Annotated in this window: 22 protein-coding genes, 2 tRNA genes and 1 pseudogene; 10 read left to right on the top strand and 15 right to left on the bottom strand. The window is 47.3% G+C overall.

Annotated elements, in window-relative coordinates; all coding sequences use genetic code 11:
• Window positions 1–684 precede the first annotated feature (684 nt).
• Window positions 685–1,836: an HD domain-containing phosphohydrolase gene (locus A7975_RS09880; protein ID WP_065385082.1), complete on the bottom strand. Its 1,152-nt coding sequence runs from the start codon at window positions 1,834–1,836 to the stop codon at window positions 685–687.
• Between the two features lie 178 nt (window positions 1,837–2,014).
• Here A7975_RS09880 and A7975_RS09875 point away from each other — a divergent pair.
• From A7975_RS09875 to A7975_RS09855, 5 genes and pseudogenes are all read left to right on the top strand, one after another.
• A tRNA-Arg gene (locus A7975_RS09875) sits at window positions 2,015–2,091 on the top strand.
• A gap of 125 nt (window positions 2,092–2,216) precedes the next feature.
• Window positions 2,217–2,651: a YhjD family protein gene (locus A7975_RS09870; RefSeq protein ID WP_065385081.1), complete on the top strand. Its 435-nt coding sequence runs from the start codon at window positions 2,217–2,219 to the stop codon at window positions 2,649–2,651.
• 510 nt (window positions 2,652–3,161) lie between these two features.
• A pseudogene (locus A7975_RS33000) lies at window positions 3,162–3,722 on the top strand (TerD family protein); the annotation flags it as partial.
• 57 nt (window positions 3,723–3,779) lie between these two features.
• Window positions 3,780–4,595 carry an AIM24 family protein gene (locus tag A7975_RS09860; protein WP_053373315.1) on the top strand — a complete coding sequence of 272 codons (816 nt, stop codon included), beginning with the start codon at window positions 3,780–3,782 and terminating at the stop codon, window positions 4,593–4,595.
• A 207-nt stretch (window positions 4,596–4,802) separates the two neighbouring features.
• Window positions 4,803–5,132, top strand: coding sequence for a hypothetical protein (locus tag A7975_RS09855; RefSeq protein WP_053373316.1), 330 nt, complete (start codon window positions 4,803–4,805; stop codon window positions 5,130–5,132).
• Window positions 5,133–5,192: 60 nt separating this feature from the next.
• On the opposite strand, the gene A7975_RS09850 is transcribed toward A7975_RS09855, so the two are convergent.
• Window positions 5,193–6,554, bottom strand: a complete 1,362-nt coding sequence (locus A7975_RS09850; protein ID WP_065385080.1) for an FtsW/RodA/SpoVE family cell cycle protein — start codon at window positions 6,552–6,554, stop codon at window positions 5,193–5,195.
• Window positions 6,551–6,883, bottom strand: a complete 333-nt coding sequence (locus A7975_RS09845) for a PadR family transcriptional regulator (RefSeq protein ID WP_053373318.1) — start codon at window positions 6,881–6,883, stop codon at window positions 6,551–6,553. The genes A7975_RS09850 and A7975_RS09845 overlap by 4 nt, the downstream gene beginning before the upstream one ends.
• A 212-nt stretch (window positions 6,884–7,095) precedes the next feature.
• On the opposite strand from A7975_RS09845, the gene A7975_RS09840 reads away from it, so the two are divergent.
• On the top strand, window positions 7,096–7,452 hold the full coding sequence (locus A7975_RS09840) for a DUF4870 domain-containing protein (protein WP_053373319.1): 357 nt from the start codon (window positions 7,096–7,098) through the stop codon (window positions 7,450–7,452).
• A 41-nt stretch (window positions 7,453–7,493) separates the two neighbouring features.
• Here A7975_RS09840 and A7975_RS09835 read toward each other — a convergent pair whose 3' ends face one another.
• Window positions 7,494–8,339, bottom strand: coding sequence for a MurR/RpiR family transcriptional regulator (locus A7975_RS09835; RefSeq protein WP_065385079.1), 846 nt, complete (start codon window positions 8,337–8,339; stop codon window positions 7,494–7,496).
• Window positions 8,340–8,590: 251 nt separating this feature from the next.
• Here A7975_RS09835 and A7975_RS09830 point away from each other — a divergent pair, with 251 nt between their 5' ends.
• The 4 genes from A7975_RS09830 to A7975_RS09815 are packed head-to-tail and all read left to right on the top strand — an operon-like array spanning window position 8,591 to window position 12,908.
• Window positions 8,591–9,472, top strand: a complete 882-nt coding sequence (locus tag A7975_RS09830) for a DUF8171 family membrane protein (protein WP_065385078.1) — start codon at window positions 8,591–8,593, stop codon at window positions 9,470–9,472.
• Entirely contained in the window at window positions 9,469–11,304 is a 1,836-nt protein-coding gene (locus A7975_RS09825; RefSeq protein WP_369688916.1) for an ABC transporter ATP-binding protein, read from the top strand. The genes A7975_RS09830 and A7975_RS09825 overlap by 4 nt, the downstream gene beginning before the upstream one ends.
• A complete protein-coding gene (locus A7975_RS09820) occupies window positions 11,291–12,118 on the top strand; it encodes an energy-coupling factor transporter transmembrane component T family protein (RefSeq protein ID WP_231637341.1) in 828 nt (275 codons plus the stop codon). The genes A7975_RS09825 and A7975_RS09820 overlap by 14 nt, the downstream gene beginning before the upstream one ends.
• A gap of 31 nt (window positions 12,119–12,149) precedes the next feature.
• On the top strand, window positions 12,150–12,908 hold the full coding sequence (locus tag A7975_RS09815) for a PHP domain-containing protein (RefSeq protein ID WP_255314253.1): 759 nt from the start codon (window positions 12,150–12,152) through the stop codon (window positions 12,906–12,908).
• Between the two features lie 169 nt (window positions 12,909–13,077).
• Here A7975_RS09815 and A7975_RS09810 read toward each other — a convergent pair whose 3' ends face one another.
• From A7975_RS09810 to A7975_RS09765, 11 genes are all read right to left on the bottom strand, one after another.
• Window positions 13,078–14,139 carry a hypothetical protein gene (locus A7975_RS09810; RefSeq protein WP_065385077.1) on the bottom strand — a complete coding sequence of 354 codons (1,062 nt, stop codon included), beginning with the start codon at window positions 14,137–14,139 and terminating at the stop codon, window positions 13,078–13,080.
• 146 nt (window positions 14,140–14,285) lie between these two features.
• A complete protein-coding gene (locus A7975_RS09805; protein WP_053373323.1) occupies window positions 14,286–14,435 on the bottom strand; it encodes a small acid-soluble spore protein P in 150 nt (49 codons plus the stop codon).
• Between the two features lie 27 nt (window positions 14,436–14,462).
• Complete coding sequence (locus A7975_RS34105; protein ID WP_176707707.1) at window positions 14,463–14,636, bottom strand: hypothetical protein; 174 nt, start codon at window positions 14,634–14,636, stop codon at window positions 14,463–14,465.
• 15 nt (window positions 14,637–14,651) lie between these two features.
• Window positions 14,652–14,999, bottom strand: coding sequence for a hypothetical protein (locus A7975_RS09800; protein ID WP_053373324.1), 348 nt, complete (start codon window positions 14,997–14,999; stop codon window positions 14,652–14,654).
• Between the two features lie 125 nt (window positions 15,000–15,124).
• Window positions 15,125–15,213: transfer RNA gene (locus tag A7975_RS09795), tRNA-Ser, on the bottom strand.
• Window positions 15,214–15,296: 83 nt separating this feature from the next.
• Window positions 15,297–16,583: a serine--tRNA ligase gene (gene serS / locus A7975_RS09790; protein ID WP_065385076.1), complete on the bottom strand. Its 1,287-nt coding sequence runs from the start codon at window positions 16,581–16,583 to the stop codon at window positions 15,297–15,299.
• Between the two features lie 49 nt (window positions 16,584–16,632).
• Window positions 16,633–17,217: a pyridoxal 5'-phosphate synthase glutaminase subunit PdxT gene (gene pdxT, locus A7975_RS09785; RefSeq protein WP_065385075.1), complete on the bottom strand. Its 585-nt coding sequence runs from the start codon at window positions 17,215–17,217 to the stop codon at window positions 16,633–16,635.
• Window positions 17,218–17,294: 77 nt separating this feature from the next.
• Window positions 17,295–18,176 carry a pyridoxal 5'-phosphate synthase lyase subunit PdxS gene (gene pdxS / locus A7975_RS09780; RefSeq protein WP_053373327.1) on the bottom strand — a complete coding sequence of 294 codons (882 nt, stop codon included), beginning with the start codon at window positions 18,174–18,176 and terminating at the stop codon, window positions 17,295–17,297.
• Between the two features lie 129 nt (window positions 18,177–18,305).
• Window positions 18,306–19,595 carry a D-alanyl-D-alanine carboxypeptidase family protein gene (locus tag A7975_RS09775; protein WP_065385108.1) on the bottom strand — a complete coding sequence of 430 codons (1,290 nt, stop codon included), beginning with the start codon at window positions 19,593–19,595 and terminating at the stop codon, window positions 18,306–18,308.
• Between the two features lie 188 nt (window positions 19,596–19,783).
• A complete protein-coding gene (guaB, locus tag A7975_RS09770) occupies window positions 19,784–21,241 on the bottom strand; it encodes an IMP dehydrogenase (protein WP_053373328.1) in 1,458 nt (485 codons plus the stop codon).
• Window positions 21,242–21,386: 145 nt separating this feature from the next.
• Window positions 21,387–22,580: a GNAT family N-acetyltransferase gene (locus A7975_RS09765; protein ID WP_176707706.1), complete on the bottom strand. Its 1,194-nt coding sequence runs from the start codon at window positions 22,578–22,580 to the stop codon at window positions 21,387–21,389.
• Between the last annotated feature and the right edge of the window lie 76 nt (window positions 22,581–22,656).

Genomic DNA, 22,656 nt, shown 5'->3' with positions numbered 1-22,656 from the left:
TTGGTCCATCCAAGCAATTTAATGCTTTATGGAGAATGTGTATGGAGTCCTTCACATCGTTTTGAGCGCGTTTGATTTTATTTTTGCGCGTTAAGCGTTTTGCCTTACGCAATTCAACAATTGCTAAATTTAACTTTCGCAGGCAACCCGCCCGAAAATTGGCCACTCCTACACACCTCCGTTAGAGCCTAGTTTAGGCCTTTTTCTCTGTTTGTTTTGAACGATGCAGCCGCATGAAGAAACTGCCTCATGTATTTGTTGCTTGGCATGTACGAAACGTTTTGTTTTAATAAGGCTTTTCGCTGATTGGAGCTTCAGAATCGCATCATTCAATCTTCGCGTCTGTATCTTTTTGTTCATGAACGTTGCCTCGCCTCCGCATTAATTGTTAAAATCAGCTATTATCTGGTAACTCCTTGCAATAGCTAGATCAGTCTATGTCTAAAACATTTTTTGAACACGGTGTATACCTAGTCATAAGAGTAAAGTACAAGCAGCACCGCTTAAATCATGAAGCCAATATCAAAAATATTTCATTTTATATAATATCGAGCCTAGAGCCAGGCACAGCTTGGTTCTAGGTTAAACATGGAGAGCTGGTGAGGGATGTCGCCCTTCCATTCATATTTTGGGCATAAAAAAAGACCCCGAAGGATTTCTCCAACGAGGCCTTGCCAACTTCATCTAATCGATTTCGGGAATATCGGCTTCACGATCCCTCACTTCCAGAATACGCGGCAGCTGCTCAAAGAACACATCAACCACCTTTGGGTCAAAATGGCGGCCGCGCTCATCTGCAATTAGCGCTAATATTCGATCCAGCGCCCAAGCCGATTTGTAGATACGTGAGCTGCCTAATGCATCAAAAACATCTGCAAGCGCCGTAATCCGCCCATATATATGTATTTCTTCACCCTTAAGAGCCTGCGGGTAACCCGATCCGTCCCATTTCTCATGATGCTGCAAAGCTACGATTGCCGCAGCCTGAAGCAGCTGCCGTTTGGAGTTTCGCAGAAGCCGAAAGCCGATATCTGAATGCTGCTTCATCTGCTCGAACTCGTCATCAGTCAGCTTACCCGGTTTTTGTAAAATAGAATCAGGTATCGCTACTTTACCGATATCATGCATCGGCGAAGCATTGCGCAGCATGTCTGCCTCCGACTCGCTCATCCCTAGACCTAACGCCAATAGATAGGAATAATGAGCGACGCGCTTAACATGATTTCCCGTTTCCTTCGAGCGGCCCTCGCCAATTTTGCCCATCGCAAGAATAATCTCTTTTTGCGTCTCAATGATTTCATCATGAAGCATGATCGATTCCAAAGATTTGCCTGAATACGATGCCGCAAGCGATAAATAATCCATATCCTGCGTCGAGAAGACCTGTTTCTCTGTCAGTTTATTAATGGCCTGATAAGCGCCGATAACCTCACCTTGATTGTTGCGGAAAGGAATCGTCATGATGGACTTTGTCCGATAACCGGTCTTCCGGTCATTATCCGGATTATGTCTGGGGTCCTCGTATGCATCATCGATAAAAATAGGCTGCCCCATGCTAATCGAGCTTCCCACAAGCCCGCTTCCAAAAGGAATGCGGATTTCGCCAACACCATGGGCGACTACCGTAAACAGCTCGCTTCGCGTATTATCAATAAGCCATACGGTGCAGCGGTCGGCAACAACCATTTCTCTTCCCATATTCGCCATCAAAACAAGCACAGACTCCAATTTTTTCTCATTAGCAATTTTTGCTGTATATTCGAAGATCACCTTGAGCATTTGCTCAGGCGATAAGTCTAATTTATAAGAGTGGGGTTCATTGAAGTTTTGATGCATGCAGAGCACTCCTCCAGCCGTTCGAGCTCAATACCACTACAATTATTCGCCTTTATCGCCTTTAATCCTTCTATTCATGCCAAATTCAAGAAGTTTTTCGACAAAAAATGCAAAATCATCATCCGCATATGGAATGTTGCTTACTTAAAAGCGCACATGCTATAATAATTATTGCTGCGCGTCCGTAGCTCATCCGGATAGAGCAAACGTTTCCTAAACGTTAGGTGGGAGGTTCGAGCCCTCTCGGGCGCGCCATATCATACTTTCACACAACCTTCTACAATTTATTGTAGGAGGTTTTTTGGTTATAAAAATGATAGGTTCGATCTGTTGACTACAGAACGTTTGTTCGCATATAATGTGCATGAGGTGATTTACATATGGCCATGCCGTTAATCGAGATAAACGATTCAGCTCTACACCGTCCACCTGCAAGCGAGGAGATCCAACTTATACACGATGCCATAATCCTTCCGTTAACACTCGTCGTCGTAGAACGCAATAGGCGCGAGCTGGATCGTAAAGCACGAGCACTACGTTCTATCTTCGCTAAAGCAGCAGCTATTGTCATGTTGCAAATTAAAGCTGATTTGACGACGAACACGAAGGTACTGATCCGCAAAGGCATTACCGTTTGTTTAGACAACAGCTCCAGCGGCAATGTGAGCTATCGCTATAATTGCCGTGGATTCGAAGCAGCAGCAGCCTTCTCACACGAATACATACGCAATGAAATAAATAGACGGATATCAGCCTATAACGCTGATATTTTTATTAAGGATGCTTCTGCTCGCTCTATCATAAACCGCATATAATCGGCATTCAGTCCCTCATAAAGTCTCGTAAATCAGCGGGGCTTTTTTGTTGCCCAAGCCCATACCTCGTCTTTCGACAAAATAGACGAAATAATCAAGTAACATCTTTTATTTCAATCTGCTATACTACAAATAGTTTCATATACTTCTACAAAAGATACAAATTCCCCCAACATTAATTGACAAAAAAATTGATTTTTATCACGTTTTGAGGAGGCAGTTAGCATGGGCATTAATTTTAATTCATCAGGTGGTCAATCAAACGTTCTTGGAGGCCAAGGAGGCATTCAGCAGGGCGGCATTCAACAAGGTGGTATCCAGCAAGGCGGTATCCAACAGGGCGGTATCCAACAGGGCGGTATCCAGCAAGGTGGCATTCAACAGGGCGGTATCCAGCAAGGCGGCATTCAACAAGGCGGTTTCCAGCAAGGAGGCTTTCAAGGCGGTGCGCCTAACAACGCTTTCGGCTCAGCACCCGCTCCACAAGCTAGCCCTGGCGGCGGTCTTGTCCTCACTAAAGGACAGAAGCTGGACCTCACCAAAAACAATGCCGGACTTGATTTTCTGAAAATCGGCCTTGGCTGGGACACCAACAACCTGCAGGGCCAAAGCTACGATTTGGACGCGGAAGTATTTTTGCTGGGACAGACGAATACAGTGCCTACATCCAGCCATATCGTATTTTATAACAATCTAGTAAGTCCGGATGGCTCTACGCGCTACAAAGGCGATAACCGCGACGGTCAAGGAGCAGGCGATGACGAATCGGTTGAGATTCAATTATCAAGAGTATCCCTTGATATTCAAAAAATCGTGTTTACGGTAACCATCGACGAAGCTATTCGCAAAAACCAAAACTTTGGACAAGTGTCCAATGCCTATATCCGTGTTGTAAACCAAGCAAACGGAGCAGAGATTTGCAGATTCGATCTGTCTGAGGACTATTCAACCTCTATCTCTATCCTGGCAGGCGAGGTGTACCGCCACGGAAACGAGTGGAAATTTAATGCAATCGGCACCGGCTTGACGCTTGATCTAGCAGGCATCTGCGCGCATTACGGTGCAATGTAACAAATTTATCATTAAGAAAATAGCATTTTATTCATCTATAATCGGAGGTTTCCCGTTATGCCATTTCAATTTCAAGTAGAACGCGAGTTGTTCCTAAAAGCAGAAGGACAAGGCCAATTTTTCGCCAAAAAAGGTTCTATGGTAGCAGACCAAGCCTATAACAGTAAATTCAAATATTCCAAACGTCTGCTAGGAACGAACTCAGGCAATATTGTCGGCCAAGTCATCAATCATGGCATGCGCAAGATTTCAGGAGAAAACCTTGAGATTATGGAAGTTGAGGGGCAAGGAACAGTCTATCTGGCTGATCAGAACTCACATATTACGATCATTAATTTGGAGCAAGGCGGCCCTTGGCAAAGCGTGAGCGTTGAAAGCGAGGATTTGCTTGCATTCACGGAAACTTGTCATTATGGCGTTACGATTATTGGGACAGGCGTACTCTCCCAGCGCGGTCTATTTACTTCCAAGCTCTCCTACAACGGCCAAGGCGCACAGGTAGCGGTTAAGACAAACGGAAACCCGCTTGTCCTGCAAGGTCCTTGCCGAGTAGACCCCGACGCGATCGTTGCATGGACAGGTCCTTCTCCAAAGGTCAAAATTGATGTGAACTGGAAAACGTTAATCGGCCAAACTTCAGGGGAATCGTACATGTACGAATTCACTGATCCTAATCAGATCGTTATCATTCAACCATTCGAGCGCGAAAGCGGCGTAAAATTCGGTATGGATGATAAGCGATACCAGCCACAGGAGCAAAGCAGCGCATTTGCCAACACGTTTGGCGGCAATCAAGGCCAAGGTCATGGACAATTGCAAAATCAGGATAGCGGTGGCGGTCTTGGCGGCATTATCGGTAAATTTTTAAAGTAAAAGATGATCCGCTTGGTTTTGATAGATTTCAGCCTTGCCTAATGGCAGGGCTTTTTTTCAGGAGCACATTCATTTGGAGCATGCTTGCTTTTCAAAAATATGCGACCTTCATCTTAATAGATTCGTAAAACCCTAAAAGCAAACAATAGACTGTTTTGACATACGCTGGTATGATTTTCGCTAGTCACCTAATTAGGAGGAATAAATATGAAGGCTGCAGGCACGCTGCTATTAGTAACTGCCATAATTGAAGCTGTTTTAGGCTTTCCCGTACTGGGGGGCACGTTGGTTATTTTTTCGGGCTACACCTTGTTGTTCGCAACGCTTGTTCTCCACATCGTAACATTGGTGCTTTGCTCGCAGCATAACAAGCCGATCGTAGGCAGCATTTTAGGCATTGTCACATCCGTGCTGGCTTGGATTCCAATCCTCGGAATGATTATGCACATTACGACGGCCGTATTTCTATTCATTGCTGTTTCCAAAAAAGATCAGCACGTCAATCCGCCATTCCCGCCCGCTCCGGGCAGCTTCTAATGACCAAAGAGGGCTATTCTGCCGTAGTTTTTTCTACGGTAAAATAGCCCTCTCTCTCGTTTAAGCGTGAACCTTGCTATCTATCTGGCTGATCATATGCCTTCTCCGGTGTACGCTCAGGATCAATCCCATCGCCATTAATTCGATAATGCCGTTTGTTCCGCCATAAGAGACGAATGGCATATTCGTTGCATTGATCGGCAGCAGCCCGAACGACATAAGTATGCTCCATATTAAATTAAACCCGATAATTGAAAAAATCCCTGTAACCATTCCTCTCGCATAGGAATCCTTCAATTCTCTAATTAACCGAATCGTCCTGACGATAAATAGCAGCGTAACCAGTATAATTGCTCCGCCAAATACCCATCCAAGGCTATAAATCAAATAGGTAAACAGCATTTCGCTTTGTATATATGGAAGTGTGTTAATCTGTGCTCCGAACCCTTGTCCCCACATGCCGCCTGAACGAATGGCCTCCATGGAGCGCTTAGCAGCATAGCCAATATCCGCATTCGCTGGATTTAGGAACGTCGTGTACCGCTCCCACGCATTTTTATAACGATAAGGATTTAAGGTTATAAGCACTGCACCCACAGCGATAAATGAAGCCAGGCTAGCCATAACAAATTTGTATGCTTTTGCTACAAACAGCAGCATAATCATCAGACCGATCCCATATAGAAAAAAATCGTGAAGCGAATTCGCTTTGATATACAGGTACATGGGCACCAAAATATAAAAAAGAACCATTTTACCAAGCTGCAACGCCTTAAAATAACGGCCCTGTGTCCCCTTCTCCGCCTGCCTGTTCATCAGCGTCCCCGCCAAAGCAATCATGAACAAATAAGGAGATATCCCGAAAATATCAAATGTGAACCCACCAACAACGATCCAGCTCCTCGCACCATTGACCATGCTACCGATTTCCAAACAGGCTGCCATCAGCAATACAGTACCGCTATAAATATGCCAAGAATACTTCCGCAGTTTGCGATAATCCAAAAACCAAATCACAATGACCAGAATTACGCCAATCGCTGTGTAAAATGATTTATTAAAAAAGAAATGAACGTCGCGGTATGAACTATGCTCACTAAAAGCAATCTGCACCGCATACATAGCAAGCAGACCAATGCCAACCATAATAGCGACTAAGGCGGCTAAGCCCCATTCCGCCGCCGGCTTATGCGCGGCATGCAGCTGCTTGCCGATTTGGTCAGGATCACCCATCTGCTCCAAAGCCTGGCGCGCAGCTTCTTCTACGGGCAGCCCCTCGCTGAGCTTATCCTCCACCAGCTCGTCCAGATGGCTTGTAATCTCAAGCTCAATATCGGGATGCACATCTTTAGCTTTCACATGCCCGCACACACGCTTAACGTATTGCTTTAATGACTCATGCCGAATGCCGTCCTTGCTCATGCATGGCCCTCCCCGATCACGCGGTCCACCGTCGTTCGAAAAAGCGTCCACTCCTGCTTTTTCTCCTCCAGCTGTCCTTTGCCGCGCTCTGTAATGCGATAATATTTGCGCTTTCGGCCGCCTTCCTCGTTCCAATACGATTCAACGAGCCGCTCCACCTCGAGCGTATGTAAGATCGGATAAAGCGTTCCTTCCTTGAAGGTAAATACGCCGCTTGAGCTTCTCTCGATTTCTTTGGTCATTTCATAGCCATACATCTCCTTGCGCTCAAGCAGCGTCAAAATTAAAATAACGGTGCTTCCCTTCATAAGCTCTTTATTAATCTTCATGGCTTCCTCCTTTATTAGTATCGATTTCCTATGCATCGAATATCTATGTATAAGTATATAATTGTCGCTTGCCGATTACAACCCATTTATGGGTAATGATTGCCATTTGAACGATTCGTTGATATATTTATGCATATCTTTTGGTCCAGTTAACGTATAAGAACATAAGTTGTTTTAATGAGCTGTGTTCTATAAAAGGGAGGCAATATATAATGAATCAACCATTTGGGCTTCATAAAGAGGAAAGAACGTACGGCATGCTCTGCCATTTGCTCGCTTTCAGCGGCTTCATCATTCCGTTTGGCAACATACTTGGTCCACTTATCGTTTGGCTCATGAAGAAGGACCAATCCAGCTATGTGGATATGCACGGCAAGGAATCACTCAATTTTCAGATCAGCAATGCGATTTACACCATCGTTTCCAGCTTGCTTATGTTTGTACTCATCGGTTTTATTACCACCCCGATTTTGTTTATTCTCTGGATCGTGTTTACGATCATCGGCTCCATTCGGGCATCCGAAGGGAACGGCTACCGTTACCCGCTCACGATTCGTTTTCTCAAATAATAGCAAAAAGGCGCTGGAACCAACGGGTTCCAGCGCCTTTCTCATTTGGGAAGCTGTGAAGCATACTTTTTTCGCAGCGCGTGCAAGCGATCAAGCTTATCCAGCGCCTGATTCCCGCGCCGCTTCGTTAAGGCCACCGATAAGGCGTCAATAAGCGCTACCGGGGCGGCCATCGAATGAAAGCCCTCAAGCTCTCCTCGATCCACCTGCAGCACCAGATCGCATTGCTCCAGCATATCCGATACGAGCAAATCCGTAATGAGCACCGCCGAGTAACCCGCTGTTTGAGCATGCTCAAGCAGTACCGTTAATTCAGGCGAGCGCCTCACAAAGCCGAACATAATTACCACATCCTCCGGCCCCGCATGTACAAGCGATTCCAGCAGCTCGCTGCCGCTGCCCGCCATTCCTTCTATTTGCACGCCTACGCGGTTCAACCGAAAGCGTATAAGCTCAATTAAGCTAATTGACGCGCCTGTTCCAAATACATAGACCTTCCTTGCACGATGAATAAGCTCTACGGCTTGATGGAACTGCTCCCGCTCCACCCGCTTCGAGGTAACCTCTATATTGGCTGACGCCATTTCGAGCATTTCCTGAACGACATCCGCCTCTTCATGGTCTACCTTATTCAAAATTTGCTTCATCTTGTGTGCTGGCGTCGCGTGCTCGCTTTGCAGCAGCTGTTTTTTGAAAGCTTTTAAATTAGCGAATCCGATCGTCCGCCAAAACCGTGACACCGTAGCTGTACTCACGCCCACCGCCTGAGCGATATCCTCCTCCGTGCAATATGGAATTTGCTGCAGCGCTCCTACCACGTAGTTAGCAATCGATTGCTGACTCTTAGACATTTGATCCAAATCCATTTGCAAATGAAAAGCTGTCATACTTAGCTGCCTCCCTATCCATCCCCGCTAATTATTTTTCTAAAAGGAGTATATCACCTTTTTGCAAACAAATGATAATTTTATTTCATAATTTATTTTTTGTATTTTATTTTACATAAACCAAATAATTTGTTGATCAAGCGATAACATTTTAACTCTATATTTTAAAAGAATTCGCTTTGAAAATAGGCTTTGAATCGAGGCTTTCAAAACGAGCTCCGCCACACAAAACATGTATAGGAGGAATCACAATGGTAGCAGCGCCTAAGCGCCGTTATGAATTAACGCAATCTCAGAAGCTAATGGTATTCATACTATCGATGTCCTTGTACGGCATTTCCAACATGTTCTCCGAGCTTATCCCTGAGCTCAAGCTCGGCCCCATTGAACTGAAAGTCGAGTACTTCGCTTTTATTCCGCTAACCTTATGCATTTTGTTTAACCCGTTATACGCGGCTCTTGGCGCTTCCTTCGGCGAGGTCATTTTTGGCGAGCTGCTGCTTGGACAATTCGGCGGGCTCGGCGAGCTGGAGAAATTTATTGAGTTTACGCTTGCGATGTACATAGCCGGCCTGCTCGTCAGTGATCCCCGTAATCGCAAACAGCTCGCGCTCGCCTCATTTGTTGCCGTAGGCATTGACCAAATGCTTGGCGCCATCGTCGACATCGGTAAAGTGTGGTTTGGCATCGAGGAGCTTAAGGCTGTTCCCGGCATTCCAGAGAGCCTCCTGCTCATTGAGGGCGTAGGCTTCCTGAATGCGATGCTAATAACCGGCATATTTTTCTCCTTGCTGCCTACCTTATTTCTTGTACCGCGCCTCTATGGCAAAATCGAACCGCTTCTCGGCATCAAGCCGCGCGACAGCCGCGTTTCTGTTTCATTCGGCCAGCTCATGACGCCGCGCCTGCTGATTACCGCGATTGTATTCGTCTTTATCGCCGTAATCGCAGAGTTTCTAGCTGAATCCGACATTAACTTTGCGGTCTGGGAGCCGGAGTTTATCGAGCAATACGGCAGCGGCTTCATGTGGGTTAGCGTCACGGCTGCGGCGCTCGTCGTCATCATCACGTTATTCGCCGCATTCCGCGCCAAATCCAAAGCAGCAGCTGCATCGGGGGACATTAAGCTTTGACAACCACACTTGATCAGTTGACCCAGAAGGAGCCGCGCGAAGCGGCTCCGATCATTTCGCTGCAAAATGTTGCGTTTCAATATCCCGGTGCGGAAAGCATGGCGCTTCACAACGTCCATCTCACCGTTCAGCCCGGCGAATTCATAGCCATAGCCGGCACTAACGGCAGCGGGAAGTCCACGCTATGCAAATGCTTAAACGGCCTTATACCAAACTACTATGTCGGCGATTTAAGCGGCTCCGTCGAGATAGCCGGCCTTCAAGCTGCTAATGAAACCGTTTCTTCTTTGTCGCGGAAGGTAGCCTATGTGTTCCAGGATTTTGAGAATCAGCTCGTGCGGCCAACCGTCTTCGACGAAGCCTCCTTTGCCCCGCTTAATTACGGCTACGCCGATTATCGTGAGCGCGGGCTGCGCGCACTCGCCATGCTTGGCATTGAGCATTTGAAGGAGCAATGGATCTGGCAGCTAAGCGGCGGACAGAAACATCTGACTGCGCTGGCTGGCGCACTCTCGCTCGATCCGGAAATTATTATTGTCGATGAACCGGTAGCACAGCTAGACCCGTTCCACGCTAGGCTCATCTATGACAAGCTCAACATGCTAAATAAACAATATGGCAAGACCATTATCGTCATCGAGCATCATACCGAGTTTATTGCCGACTACTGCCATAAGGTCGTGCTCATGGATAGCGGTACGATTCGGTGGATCAAGCCCGTCCAAGAAGCATTATCGTCGATTGATGAGCTTGCTGCCCGCCATATTTTGCCGCCGCAGGTTACGCTCGCCGTACGTGATGCGGAAGCCGCGATGATGGTTGAGCAGCCGGATAACCGTCTATATCCCATTACGATTGATGAGGCTGTCCGTTATTTTGAGAGCAGAAGCGCAACGCCCGCGATCCTTACAGACGCTCCATGCGATAGCGTTGAAGGAAATGCCGAAACATCGCCTTCTCAGAAGCCGCTCGTTGCCTTCTCCAACGTGTCCTACGGCTACAAAACGATTACAAGAGAGATTCATCCCGTCATCCGGAACATGACGATCACCTTCCATGAAGGGGATCGCATCGCGCTTGTCGGCAACAATGGCGCAGGCAAATCAACGCTGCTTAAGCTTATATCGGGCATTAGGCGTCCGAATGCCGGACTTTTGGAAGTCTGCGGGCATCTCACCAAGCAGGCTTCGCCCGAGCTGCTTTCCGATTTTGTTTCCTATATTTATCAGAATCCCGAGGAGATGTTTATTGAAGATTCCATCCGCAAGGATGTTGAATATTTTTTAAAAGCGCGCGGCAATGCCGATTACCGCCCCTTTGTCGATGAGATTATCGAACGGCTGCGGCTTACCCCGTTGCAGGATCGCGATGGCAGGCTGCTAAGCGGCGGGCAGCAGCGCAGAGCGACGCTCGCTATCGGCCTTGCGATGCGCCCAACCGTCATGCTGCTCGATGAGCCGACGGCAAGCCTTGATGCAGCAAGCCGCCGTGAAATGACCGACATGCTTGCGCAGCTGCATGATCACGTAAAGACGACGATCATTGCCACGCATGATATGCAGCTGGTCGCCGAATGGGCGAATCGGGTCATCGTCATGCATCAAGGGCAGGTTGCGCTGGATACCGACCAACGCTCCTTATTCCGTCACGTTGCCGTCCTAGAGCAAGCAGGGCTCATTGCACCGCAAATTACGCTGCTTAGCCAAAAACTCGGCTTGGAGCCGCCATGCCTTTCCGTGGCAGAATTCACAGAGCGTTTCACCGGCGGCCAGATATCATCCTCAAATAAAAGCCAATGGAGCAAGGAGGGTTTTACGATTGGAAGCACTTAAGCAAAGCGTGATCGACAAGCTGAGCGTGGAGCAGATAAAGATTGAGCTGATGCGTACCGCATTCGGCAGGCAATCGACCTTGCTGTCACGTTTTGATCCGCGCATCCTTATCATTTGGTATTCCTTCTTCGCCGTAGCGCCATGGTTTATTCATAATAAAGTGGTTCTGCTAGGCATGCTGATTCCGATGATCGGCCTTACGCTATCGTCTAAGGTAAGCCCGCTCGTCTTAATCATTATGGGCATCGGACTTGTCAGTGAGATCAGCTATATTTTCTTCGGATCGCTCTTCTTCGGCGGAAGCCTTGCCGCTGTATGGCCGCTCCTGACGCTAACGTTAAAAATATTGCTCATCTCGCTAGCCAGCATCGCGGTTTTCTCCAGCATGGACCCCGAGAAGCTGAGCGATGCGCTGCTTAGTATGGGCATGCCGGGGCAATTCAGCTTTGGCGTCTCCTATGGCTACCGGATGCTTCCGATCCTGATCGAGGAGTACCATAATCTGATCCACTCCTTCAGATTGCGCGGACGGGCGCCCCGGAGGAAAGGTTTCCTGCACATCTACTCACTCATCTATATGGCTAAAATCGGCGTACGCGCTTTTTACCCGCTTATTCTGAATACAGCTAAGCGAACGAGGACGACGGTTGAGGCGTTAGAGGTACGAGGATTTACTTACGCGTTGGTCAGCCCCGAGGCAAAGAAGCTTAAGCTGTCGCATATGCGGGTTCGGCCGCTCGACTTCGTCTTTCTAGGCTGCTCCGTGCTGTACATGGTCGCGCTAGGCAGTCTCGGACGATTCATTTCTCTCTAAAAACAATCACTTTTTGAATGGGGATAACACGATGATGAACATCGATTTGCATACGCATGGCAAGCTCTCGAAAAAAACACATTTTTCAATGGAATACTTTCTTTCCATGGCTCGCGAGGCGAAGGAAAACGGACTGCATGCCGTAGCGCTGACCGAGCATTTTAACACGCTGAATTTTACCGATATGCTGGATCAGCTGGATCAGCATTTTGACTATCAGCATGATTATTATATGGTGGAAGGGCTTAAGGTTTTTTCCGGCATGGAGGTGGATGTAGCGAATAAAGGCCATATTTTGATCATTGGGAATCGCGTTATGATACGGGATCTGCGCCAGCAGCTTGAACCGCATACGGCAAAGGACAGCTTCATGCAGCTAGAAGAGCTGCTTAACCGTACGGATGGTTATCCAGTGCTACGTATTGGCGCACATCCAATGAGAGAGAGCACGCCGCTCACGCATCATGCTGCCGACACGCTGCAGCGCCTCGACGCGCTTGACGTGAACGCGAAGGATTTGTTCCAATACGGCTTCGGCATGGCGGATGAAGTTCGGCAATTTGCAGATCAGCTAGGCCTGCCTGCCATTGCGGGGAGCGACTCCCACCAGCCTCTCCAGTTCGGCAGCGTATTGAACCGGCTGGACAACAATTGCGATACGGCCGAGCAGCTGCGCAGCGAATTACTTACCGGTAATTACCAGCTCGAAATATCCGCCTGCTTGAACGTTAAGGTAAAAGCAGCCCAAATGATGAAGGAGCTTCTCAAAAAATCGATGGTAGTCGCTTAGCGTACCGGCATTAGCAACCATTCATCAGGCGTACGATTAGCGGTAACTCACAGGGCGCGATGCCCACACTTGTATTGTTATAGATTCTCTTTTCCCTAAACATGAAACAAGCCCGTAGAAGCTTTAATGCTTCTAAGGGCCCTTTTTTTAAAATGCAGCGTTGGACGATTTACAGCCCAGCCGGCGTTTGGAACATTTGTGTCAGCTCATCAAGCGTAATCGCGTCAGTCGGAATTTCGTTTGCGAAGCTCGGCGCTTTATTGATATTCGAGTAAGCAACATCATAATGAAGGCCAAGCTTCATATTTTGTCCGCTCTCTTTATCCGATGCTTCTACACTGATTTTGCCTGCTTGGTAAGAAAGATATCCATCGGTAATCGCAGCAGTTACTTTCAGCGACTTCGCTTTGACATCATTTTTGAGCGTATTTAGTATATCCGCTTTGTTTGTCTCAAGGTCTTTCTTCATTTTCTCAACGTCAGCCTTCTCCAAGTTCAGCGATTTCAAAGATGCTTCGTTTTTAAGGAGAACGTCAAGCACCTCGGGCAGCACTTGTTTAACGATCGTGTCGACCGTTGCCGGGTAATTGGCTTCGTTAATTTCAAAAGAAATGATTTGGTCCGGCTTCAAATCGGCAGGCAAACCGGCCTCTTCTGCTTTTGGCTCGCTAAAATAGGTTTTCTCGTCAAAATGCTTAAGCAGCACTTCGCTAATTTCTTTGCCCAGCTTCTGCTGCTTTGCAAGATCAAGCGCTCCAGCTGCGCCTTGCTGCTCTGCAAGCTCCTTAAGATCAATCTTGATGAACTTGCCCGTTATCGTCTCCGGCAGCGGCAGCATCGGAATTTGCGGTATTTTCACATATAGCGTTTCTTCTGTCAAAATCATCGGTACCGTCAGCTTCATTTCCATGTCGCCTGGCAGTACGATTTCCATGTTCATATCGGTGCGTAGCGGCTTCTTCTGATAAACAGCATCGACGGTTATCGTCGCATCTTTAATCATACCGACAATTGCAGCAGTTGCAGCTGCGTCTCCCTGCATTGCTGCATCTTGTGGAATTTCCAGCTCATCTAACCCAAATGACATTTTAACTGCGTATGAGTCCGCTTCTGCGATTTTAGTCATAGCCGATTGCACAGCTTCCTTCGGCGGTTTTCCCGAGCTGCAGCCTGCAATTACGACTAAAATAACGGCTAACAAAAGTACCGCTATTTTCTGTACCTTCTTCATGTAAAATGTTCCTCCCCTATCTTTTTATAAGCACCTCCATTCTATACTATAAAAGCCCCTTTTAGAAGTTATCTCCAAAAAATCCCGTTTCAGCATACTGAAACGGGACGTTTGATCTATACAATTCAGGGACTTTCGTTTGATGATTATCCCTGTGGGTTATGATGATCCACATGATTACGCTGCTTCGTTTTTTTAGAGCCGGATAACGGCTCCTGCTGCCCGCCGTTGTCCTGCTTAGACCGATTGCTCTGAGGATTGCTGTCCGGCACTGGCACGCTGTCTGGCTTTGACATTCGAAATTCCTCCTTCGCGTTATTTCCTTACCTCTGATGCTCCATATCCACCGGCGCATCATGGTTCATGGCGTCCTGATTGCGCCTATCGTTTTTATCCTGCTGCAGCTGCTGCGCCTGATGGCTGTTAACCGGCTCTGTTTCGAGGGCTTCCACGACATTCGATAAATTTTTATCGGCGGTTCCTTTTGCTTTCGTCATAAGTGATGGTCTCCTCTATACATGCGTCAAGCGTTGCAGCGCTTGTGCACATTCATGCAGATGTCTGGTGTAATCCTGTATTAGCTCCTGAATGACGTCTCCTCGTTCATCGACAGAAACCTTATCCTTCTCCACGTCAATAAACTCGACCTTCACTTCGCGGCTGTCTACATAAGTAACTTTAAAATCAAACGAATACATCTGATGGCCAGCCGTATCAATCGTCACGCGCAACGATTTCGAATCGGCCTCATCCGGCAGCACCTTGCATCGATCAGCGCTATTCAGCGTCTCCGGCAAGGTTTGACGCCAAGCATCTGCTAAGTTTTCCTGATTCATTTGCAGCTCATCTGATTTGCCCATTAGTTAAAGCACCTCCACACCGTATAACATGCGAAGCACGACATCATTTTATACGAGATGAGAAATAACAAAAAAAGCCCAAACGCTAGGCGTCCGGGCTTGTTCATATGCATCTGGTAAAAATATGGAGGAGAGAGTGGGACTCGAACCCACGTGAGCTTGCGCTCTAACAGTTTTCAAGACTGCCCCGTTATGACCGCTTCGGTATCTCTCCATCATTCAATTGTCACAAGAAATATTGTACCACAGGCCAAAATAAAGATGCAACCCTATTTTGGCCATATGGCAAAATAATTTTTAAAGCTTAACCGCTTCGATCGAGCTGATTCCACCCATATACGGACGCAATACTTCCGGAATCGTTACCGAGCCGTCAGCTTGCTGGAAATTTTCGATAATTGCCGCAAAAGTACGGCCCACCGCAAGTCCAGATCCGTTTAGCGTATGCACAAACTCCGGCTTGCTCTTCAAGTCTCTGCGGAAACGAATGCCCGCACGGCGCGCTTGGAAATCCTCTACATTCGAGCATGACGAGATTTCGCGGTACGTGCCTGCGCTTGGCAGCCACACCTCAAGGTCATACGTTTTAGCCGCTGTAAAGCCCATATCGCCCGTACAAAGCGTCAGAACACGGTAAGGCAAGCCTAACAGCTGCAAAACCTTCTCGGCGTTAGCGGTCATTTTCTCAAGCTCATCGTAGGAATCCTCTGGCTTCGTCAATTTGATCAGCTCAACCTTGTTGAATTGATGCTGACGAATCAAGCCGCGCGTATCGCGTCCAGCGGAGCCCGCCTCCGAACGGAAGCATGAGCTGTAAGCCACAAAGTACTTAGGAAGCTCGTCCGCCGGCAAAATCTCTTCGCGATGCAGGTTCGTAACCGGAACCTCTGCCGTTGGAATAAGGAAGTAATCCGAATCAGAGATTTTGAACAAATCCTCTTCGAACTTCGGAAGCTGTCCCGTACCAACCAAGCTATCGCGATTAACGATATACGGCGGCAAAATTTCTTCGTAGCCGTGCTTATCGCTATGCAAGTCCATCATAAAGCTAATGAGCGCACGCTCAAGACGCGCACCCAAGCCGCGATAGAAGGTAAAGCGCGAGCCCGTCACCTTCGCGGCGCGTTCGAAGTCCAAAATGCCAAGCGACTGAGCAAGCTCCCAATGCGGCTTAGGCTCAAATGCAAAGCTTGGCACCTCGCCGTGTTTGCGAAGCTCTACATTATCTTCCTCCGACTTGCCGATTGGCACGCTATCGCTAGGAATGTTCGGAATCGCTTGCGTTAGCTCAATTACTTGAACATCTAGTTCACGAAGCTCATCGTCGAGCTCTTTAATGCGGTCGCCTACTTCTCTCATCTCGATGATGAGCGATTCTGCGTCCTCGCCTGTTCTCTTGAGCTTAGCTACTTCCTGCGAAACCGTATTGCGGCGGCTTTTCAGGTTTTCCGTCTCTTGAATAAGATCACGGCGCCTCGTATCGAGCTCAGGAAATTTGGCAATAAGGTCAAGCGAAGCTCCGCGGTTAGTCAGCGCTGTCTCAACCTTCTCAAACTCGTTTCTTAACAACTTCACATCCAGCACGTTTCAAAAGCCCCTCTCTGAAGGGAGTAATTTTATTATTGTAAAAGCTCTATTCCTTGCCTGCGGCTGCTTCCTTCACCATATCGACGAAGTAAGCATGCAGCCTGAAGTCATCCGTTAGCTCCGGGTGATAAGAAACCGCAAGAAGATGTCCTTGTCTTGCCGTTACGATCTCATCCCTGTAAGTAGACAGTACGTCTACGTCCGAACCGACCTTCTTAATTAAAGGCGCACGAATAAAGACAGCCCGAACGGGCTCATCAATACCCTTTACCGATAAATCCGTCTCGAAGCTTTCCTGCTGGCGGCCGAACGCATTGCGCGCAACCGTCATGTCCATAAGGCGCAAATGCGCGTCCTCTTGGCCTTCGATTTCATCTGCCAGCACGATAAGGCCCGCACAAGTGCCGAACAATGGCTTGCCTTGCGCAGAGAAATCTGCGATTGCTTCCATAAAACCGTATTTCCGCATAAGCTTGCCGATTGTCGTGCTCTCGCCGCCAGGGATAACAAGCCCTTGCAGCTCATCAAGCTGCTCAACCCGCTTAACGGCGACCGCCTCTGCGCCCGCCGCTTCTAAGCTTCGTAAATGCTCTGCCACTGCGCCTTGAAGCGCAAGAACACCTATCTTCATCGTTCTACTCGCCTTCCTTTACGGGCAAGGGCCGGCAGCGCTATACGCGCTAAGCCGGCACCTGCATATTACATCTATTAGATACCGCGGTCCTGCATACGCTCAGCAGAGTTAAGCTTGGAAATTTCGATACCTTTCATCGGTGCTCCCAAGTTTTTCGATACTTCTGCAATAAGCTTGTAATCCTGGTAGTGTGTAGTTGCTTCAACGATTGCGCGGGCGAATTTCTCAGGGTTCTCCGATGTGAAAATACCCGAACCAACGAACACGCCGTCTGCGCCAAGATGCATCATCAAAGCTGCATCGGAAGGTGTTGCTACTCCGCCTGCTGCGAAGTTAACGACCGGAAGCTTGCCTGTCTCATGAACGCCAAGAAGCAAATCGTAAGCTACGCCAAGGATCTTAGCCTCGTGGTAAAGCTCGTCCTTCGACAAGCCTTGGATTTTGCGAATTTGTCCGTTAATCAAGCGAAGGTGACGTACCGCTTCAACGATGTTGCCTGTTCCGGGCTCACCCTTCGTACGAAGCATTGCTGCTCCCTCTTGAATACGACGCAACGCTTCGCCAAGATCTTTTGCTCCGCAAACGAACGGAATTGTAAATTCTTGCTTGCTAATATGGAACACTTCATCAGCTGGCGTAAGTACTTCGCTCTCGTCGATATAATCAACACCCATTGATTCGAGTACTTTTGCTTCTACATAGTGGCCGATACGAGCCTTTGCCATTACTGGGATCGAAACAACTTTCATTACTTCTTCTACAATAGTCGGATCAGCCATACGAGCTACTCCGCCTGCTGCACGAATTTCAGAAGGAACGCGCTCAAGCGCCATTACCGCTGTTGCTCCTGCTGCTTCTGCTACCTTCGCTTGCTCGGCGCTCATAACGTCCATAATGACGCCGCCCTTTTGCATTTCTGCCATGCCGCGTTTTACGCGCGATGTACCTGTTTCCATGTTACAAATCCTCCTATTGTCATCCATTATAAATGTATATTACCGAAGTTGTTCTAACCATTGATTTTACAGGAACCAAGATTAATCGACAAGCCTTGATTTACTTTATTTCCTTGTTTCCTGCTCGGATTAGAACAAATTGACGATTCCATTAAATAAACCTGCGAAAAAATCGCCGATTGCGCGGAACATCAAGCGGAACCAGCCGGCCTTCTGCCCATCTTCTGTCGTAACGAGGTTAACGGTTTTCTTAAGCTCTTGCTTCGTCTCTGCATCCGTGTACTTGTACGTTACCGTACCCACGATCGTACCTACCGGAATAGGAGCTACAAGCTCAGCCTCTGGTTTCACCGTATTCGCTACAACCTCAATCTTAGGCTCTACGCCCTTCTTAACCATAAACGTTATATCTTTTTCCGTTACAACAGGCAGGGTTTTCTTCTTACCCTTCTTAATCTTAACCGTTTTGACCGTTTCTACCACGGATTTTGGCGGAAGCACCGTCTTTTTCTCAAACGTGCTAAAACCATAGTTGTACATCTTTGCCGTTTCGTTAAAACGAGCGGACTTAGTCGCGGTATCCATAACGACGCTAATAAAACGTTGCTCGCCTTGCTTCACAGTGCCTGTGAAGTTGTAGCCTGCCGCGTTAATAAAGCCTGTTTTCATGCCGTCAACGCCTGGATAAGCTAAATGCTTAAGGCCAGTCTGATTCGTGTTCGTTCCAAGCATCCAGTTGATGTTGACGATCGGATCCTTGTCACGCTCACGGAATTTGTATTCCTGCAGCTTGGAGTATTCCAAAAACTCAGGATGCCTGCTCAAAATAATTTGTGCCAGCTTGCCCATATCGGATGCAGAAATGACTGTTGTCTCCGATAGGCCTGTTGCGCTTGTAAAAATAGCTGTCTTAAGGCCGAGCTGGTCGGCTACTTCATTCATTTTCGTAACAAAGCCTGCTTCGCTTCCCGCAATCTTTGAGGCAAGCGCGATCGTAGCATCATTAGCTGAACCTACTGCCATAGCTTTATATAAATCTCTAACCGTATGTTGATCGCCTTGAGCTAGAAATACGGATGATCCATCCGGGGGAGTAGAAGCTGCTTCTGCGCTAGTCGTAATAACATCATCCCATGATAGACGATTATTCGATATTTCTTCAAGAACGATAAATTCCGTCATTAACTTGGTCATGCTTGCTGCAGGAAGCGGTTCCTCTGCGTTAACCTCATACAAGACTTGACCTGAATCTGCATCAATTAAAATAGCCGCTTTAACCTGTAAACCTAAAGAGTTTTCCGTGCTGGGTCTTCCTTCGTATCCCTTTGCCATAGCCACCGCAGAACCAAGCGACAGCATTACCAACCAAACCGCCAAACTTGCAGCGATGACCGACTTTAATCGAACCGGTCTTACCATTTCCTTCAACGTCGTCTCCCCTTTTCCCACTTGGTTTGTCCGTTGTTAATTGTAACATATCAAACCCCAACAATTAAACCTCTTGCAGGCGCTCAAAGAATGAGTAATCCTTCATAAAAAAACCAGACAAGATTAGCGGATAAATCGCCGCTTCCTGTCTGGTTTGGAAAAGTTTATTTCATCTAATCTTATAGAGAGTAGTTAGGAGCTTCTTTCGTGATTTGCACATCATGCGGATGGCTTTCACGAAGTCCTGATCCCGTAATACGAACAAATTGTGTATCGTTCTTAAGCTCGTCCAGTGAAGAAGTGCCGCAATAGCCCATACCTGAACGCAAGCCGCCAAGCAGTTGATGAACGGTGTCAGCAAGCGGTCCTTTGTAAGGAACACGGCCTTCGATGCCTTCCGGAACAAGCTTGTTCTCGTTCTCTTGGAAGTAACGATCCTTGCTTCCTTCCTTCATCGCGCCAAGCGAGCCCATACCGCGGTATACTTTAAAGCTGCGCCCTTGGAAAATTTCCGTTTCGCCCGGGCTCTCAGCCGTACCTGCGAACAAGCTGCCGATCATAATCGCGCTTGCGCCAGATGCGATTGCCTTCGTAATGTCACCGGAATACTTAATGCCGCCGTCTGCAATAACCGGAATATTGTATTCGCGAGCAACCGTCGCGCAATCGTAGATCGCAGTAATTTGTGGAACGCCGATACCCGCGATAACACGAGTCGTACAGATTGAGCCAGGTCCGATACCTACTTTAACAACAGATGCGCCTGCTTCAATGAGATCGCGTGTAGCGTCGCCAGTAGCAACGTTTCCTGCAATAATCGTTAGATCCGGGTAAGTAGCACGAAGCTTACGAACCGCATCCAAAATGTTAATGTGATGTCCGTGTGCCGAATCGACAACAAGAACGTCAATACCCGATTGTACAAGTGCTTCTGCACGGTCCATCGTGTCCTTCGAAATACCAACTGCTGCTCCGCAAAGCAAACGTCCGTGTTGGTCTTTCGCTGCATTCGGGAACTGAATGGCTTTCTCGATATCTTTAATCGTAATTAGGCCTTTAAGCGTATTAGACTCATCGATAAGCGGCAGCTTCTCAATCTTATGCTTCTGTAGAAGCACTTCCGCTTCCTGCAGCGTCGTGCCTACAGGTGCCGTTACGAGATTGTCGCGAGTCATGACTTCATTTATTTTAATCGAATAATCATGTACGAAACGCAAATCACGGTTTGTCAAAATACCAACAAGCTTCTTGTCTTGGTCCACAATCGGTACACCGGAAATGCGGTATTTGCCCATTAGCTCTTCTGCGTCATAAACATGGTGATCAGGGGTAAGCGAAAACGGATTCGTAATAACACCGCTCTCCGAACGTTTTACACGGTCTACTTCCTCCGCTTGCTGTGCAATCGACATGTTCTTATGGATAATGCCAATACCACCCTCACGCGCTATTGCAATCGCCAATGCGGCTTCTGTAACGGTGTCCATACCTGCGCTAATGAGCGGAATGTTTAGCTTAATGTTCTCGCTTAATCGAATCGAGATGTCAACTTCTCTAGGCAGCACTTCTGATTTGCGCGGAATAAGCAGGACGTCGTCAAACGTTAGCCCTTCTTTGGCGAATTTCGTTTCCCACACGAGTATGTTCCTCCCTTAATTTTAAGTACGTCTCACATATATTATTGCAATATTAGCAGAGGGGGTATAGGCTGTCAAGGCTGATAAATAGCTTTGTTATAACCACTTTATACTGTATTTGGGACATGCAAAGCATGCTATTTCTTTAGAAAAAATCAGGTAAATACGTTATTCGTTCGGGAATACGATCGTGTAAGCGTTTAATCCAAGCTATATCTCCTTCAATACGTCCTAATTCGGACAATTGCAGTGGTTTGAGGTACCCTAACAGCAAGGAGGTAAAAGTGCCAATATCGACTTTAATTGCACCATCTATTCTTTGATTATCTTCTATTCGACGAAGATTTGCCGTTCCAGATTGATCTATTTCAAGTAAATAGTACCCTTTATTCCATGGCGCATGCTCATCGGTAATCTCAATAGGGATGGCATCTTGACTCGCAGCGGTTTCAAAATCATAGCGGCTAACGAACCCCTCTGCATCTACTATACGGGCCATGAAATAAGGGATAACTTCCTGTTGGATTCTTGGATTATTCAGTAGATATGGAAGCATATCATCCGACGGTACCGTTATCGTAACTTCATTTATCATCGAATCATGCTGGGCAATAAATGACCACAAGGCTGCCCTCGATTCCTCATTTAAATAGATAAACTCATGAACGGTTAGCCGTTTGTTCTTCACTTCATAGATGACATAACCCTTCGGCGCACCGCTCTTATCGTGATAGAGAGCGATTTGGCCTGGCTTTCTCTTGCTAATTCGACCCTTCCACCATAGCTCCGTACGCTTCAATGTACCGTTATATTTTGATGCATAGGCTTCATAAACTTCACTAAGTCGATTGTAATCCCCGCTAAAGCGCTCCATTTGGCCTTCATACGCTATTCTTGCCGGCAGCAGCTCCGTCTTTATGGTATAGGCTTTATGTTCCGTATAGATCTCCCAGCCGAATTTCCGGTAAAAGCCAAAAGCGAATGGGCTGAGCATGGAAATAAGCTGCCCCTTATCCTTCATATCCTTTAAAGATAACACTAGCAACTTTGAAACTAAGCCCTGCCTTCTATACTCCGGCCAAGTCGCAACTCCGGCAACGCCGCCCATTGGAAATGCTTTTCCTCCGATATAGGTTTGCAAATCAAGGACCATAGTCTGCGCAGCAAATTTCTGATCAACAAAAGCGGCATAATAAGCGGCTGGCTCATCCATAAAGCTCATTCTTGACTGCTCAAGCGCTTCAGCAGAATACTCATATTGGAAAGCAAATTGCACCAATGCCATGCAATCGTTAAATTGCTCTGCACCCATACGCTTAATTTCAATTGCTTTTTCCACTTTCAAAACCCTCCTTTTGCTTGATCTCCTTATCATACCGTAAAAACAACAAAAAAACCTATCGCATTACATGCGA

Origin of the sequence: Bacillus sp. FJAT-26390 (genome assembly GCF_001682865.1) — a bacterium.
In the GTDB taxonomy this organism is placed as follows: domain Bacteria; phylum Bacillota; class Bacilli; order Paenibacillales; family Paenibacillaceae; genus Pristimantibacillus.
The sequence above is the reverse complement of the archived record's forward strand: the minus strand, read 5'-3'. Positions and strand labels throughout refer to the sequence as shown.

Excerpts from the sequence above, each read along its gene's own strand:
- A7975_RS09835 (WP_065385079.1), bottom strand. The coding sequence starts at position 8,339 with ATGACAGCTTTTCATTTGCAAATGGATTTGGATCAAATGTCTAAGAGT.
- A7975_RS09855 (WP_053373316.1), top strand. The coding sequence starts at position 4,803 with ATGAAGGCTGCAGGCACGCTGCTATTAGTAACTGCCATAATTGAAGCT.
- A7975_RS09880 (WP_065385082.1), bottom strand. The coding sequence starts at position 1,836 with ATGCATCAAAACTTCAATGAACCCCACTCTTATAAATTAGACTTATCG.
- A7975_RS09860 (WP_053373315.1), top strand. The coding sequence starts at position 3,780 with ATGCCATTTCAATTTCAAGTAGAACGCGAGTTGTTCCTAAAAGCAGAA.
- A7975_RS09845 (WP_053373318.1), bottom strand. The coding sequence starts at position 6,883 with ATGAAGATTAATAAAGAGCTTATGAAGGGAAGCACCGTTATTTTAATT.
- A7975_RS09870 (WP_065385081.1), top strand. The coding sequence starts at position 2,217 with ATGGCCATGCCGTTAATCGAGATAAACGATTCAGCTCTACACCGTCCA.
- A7975_RS09800 (WP_053373324.1), bottom strand. The coding sequence starts at position 14,999 with ATGGGCAAATCAGATGAGCTGCAAATGAATCAGGAAAACTTAGCAGAT.
- A7975_RS09810 (WP_065385077.1), bottom strand. The coding sequence starts at position 14,139 with ATGAAGAAGGTACAGAAAATAGCGGTACTTTTGTTAGCCGTTATTTTA.
- A7975_RS09830 (WP_065385078.1), top strand. The coding sequence starts at position 8,591 with ATGGTAGCAGCGCCTAAGCGCCGTTATGAATTAACGCAATCTCAGAAG.
- A7975_RS34105 (WP_176707707.1), bottom strand. The coding sequence starts at position 14,636 with ATGACGAAAGCAAAAGGAACCGCCGATAAAAATTTATCGAATGTCGTG.
- A7975_RS09775 (WP_065385108.1), bottom strand. The coding sequence starts at position 19,595 with ATGGTAAGACCGGTTCGATTAAAGTCGGTCATCGCTGCAAGTTTGGCG.
- A7975_RS09805 (WP_053373323.1), bottom strand. The coding sequence starts at position 14,435 with ATGTCAAAGCCAGACAGCGTGCCAGTGCCGGACAGCAATCCTCAGAGC.
- A7975_RS09815 (WP_255314253.1), top strand. The coding sequence starts at position 12,150 with ATGATGAACATCGATTTGCATACGCATGGCAAGCTCTCGAAAAAAACA.
- A7975_RS09840 (WP_053373319.1), top strand. The coding sequence starts at position 7,096 with ATGAATCAACCATTTGGGCTTCATAAAGAGGAAAGAACGTACGGCATG.
- pdxS (WP_053373327.1), bottom strand. The coding sequence starts at position 18,176 with ATGGAAACAGGTACATCGCGCGTAAAACGCGGCATGGCAGAAATGCAA.
- A7975_RS09850 (WP_065385080.1), bottom strand. The coding sequence starts at position 6,554 with ATGAGCAAGGACGGCATTCGGCATGAGTCATTAAAGCAATACGTTAAG.
- pdxT (WP_065385075.1), bottom strand. The coding sequence starts at position 17,217 with ATGAAGATAGGTGTTCTTGCGCTTCAAGGCGCAGTGGCAGAGCATTTA.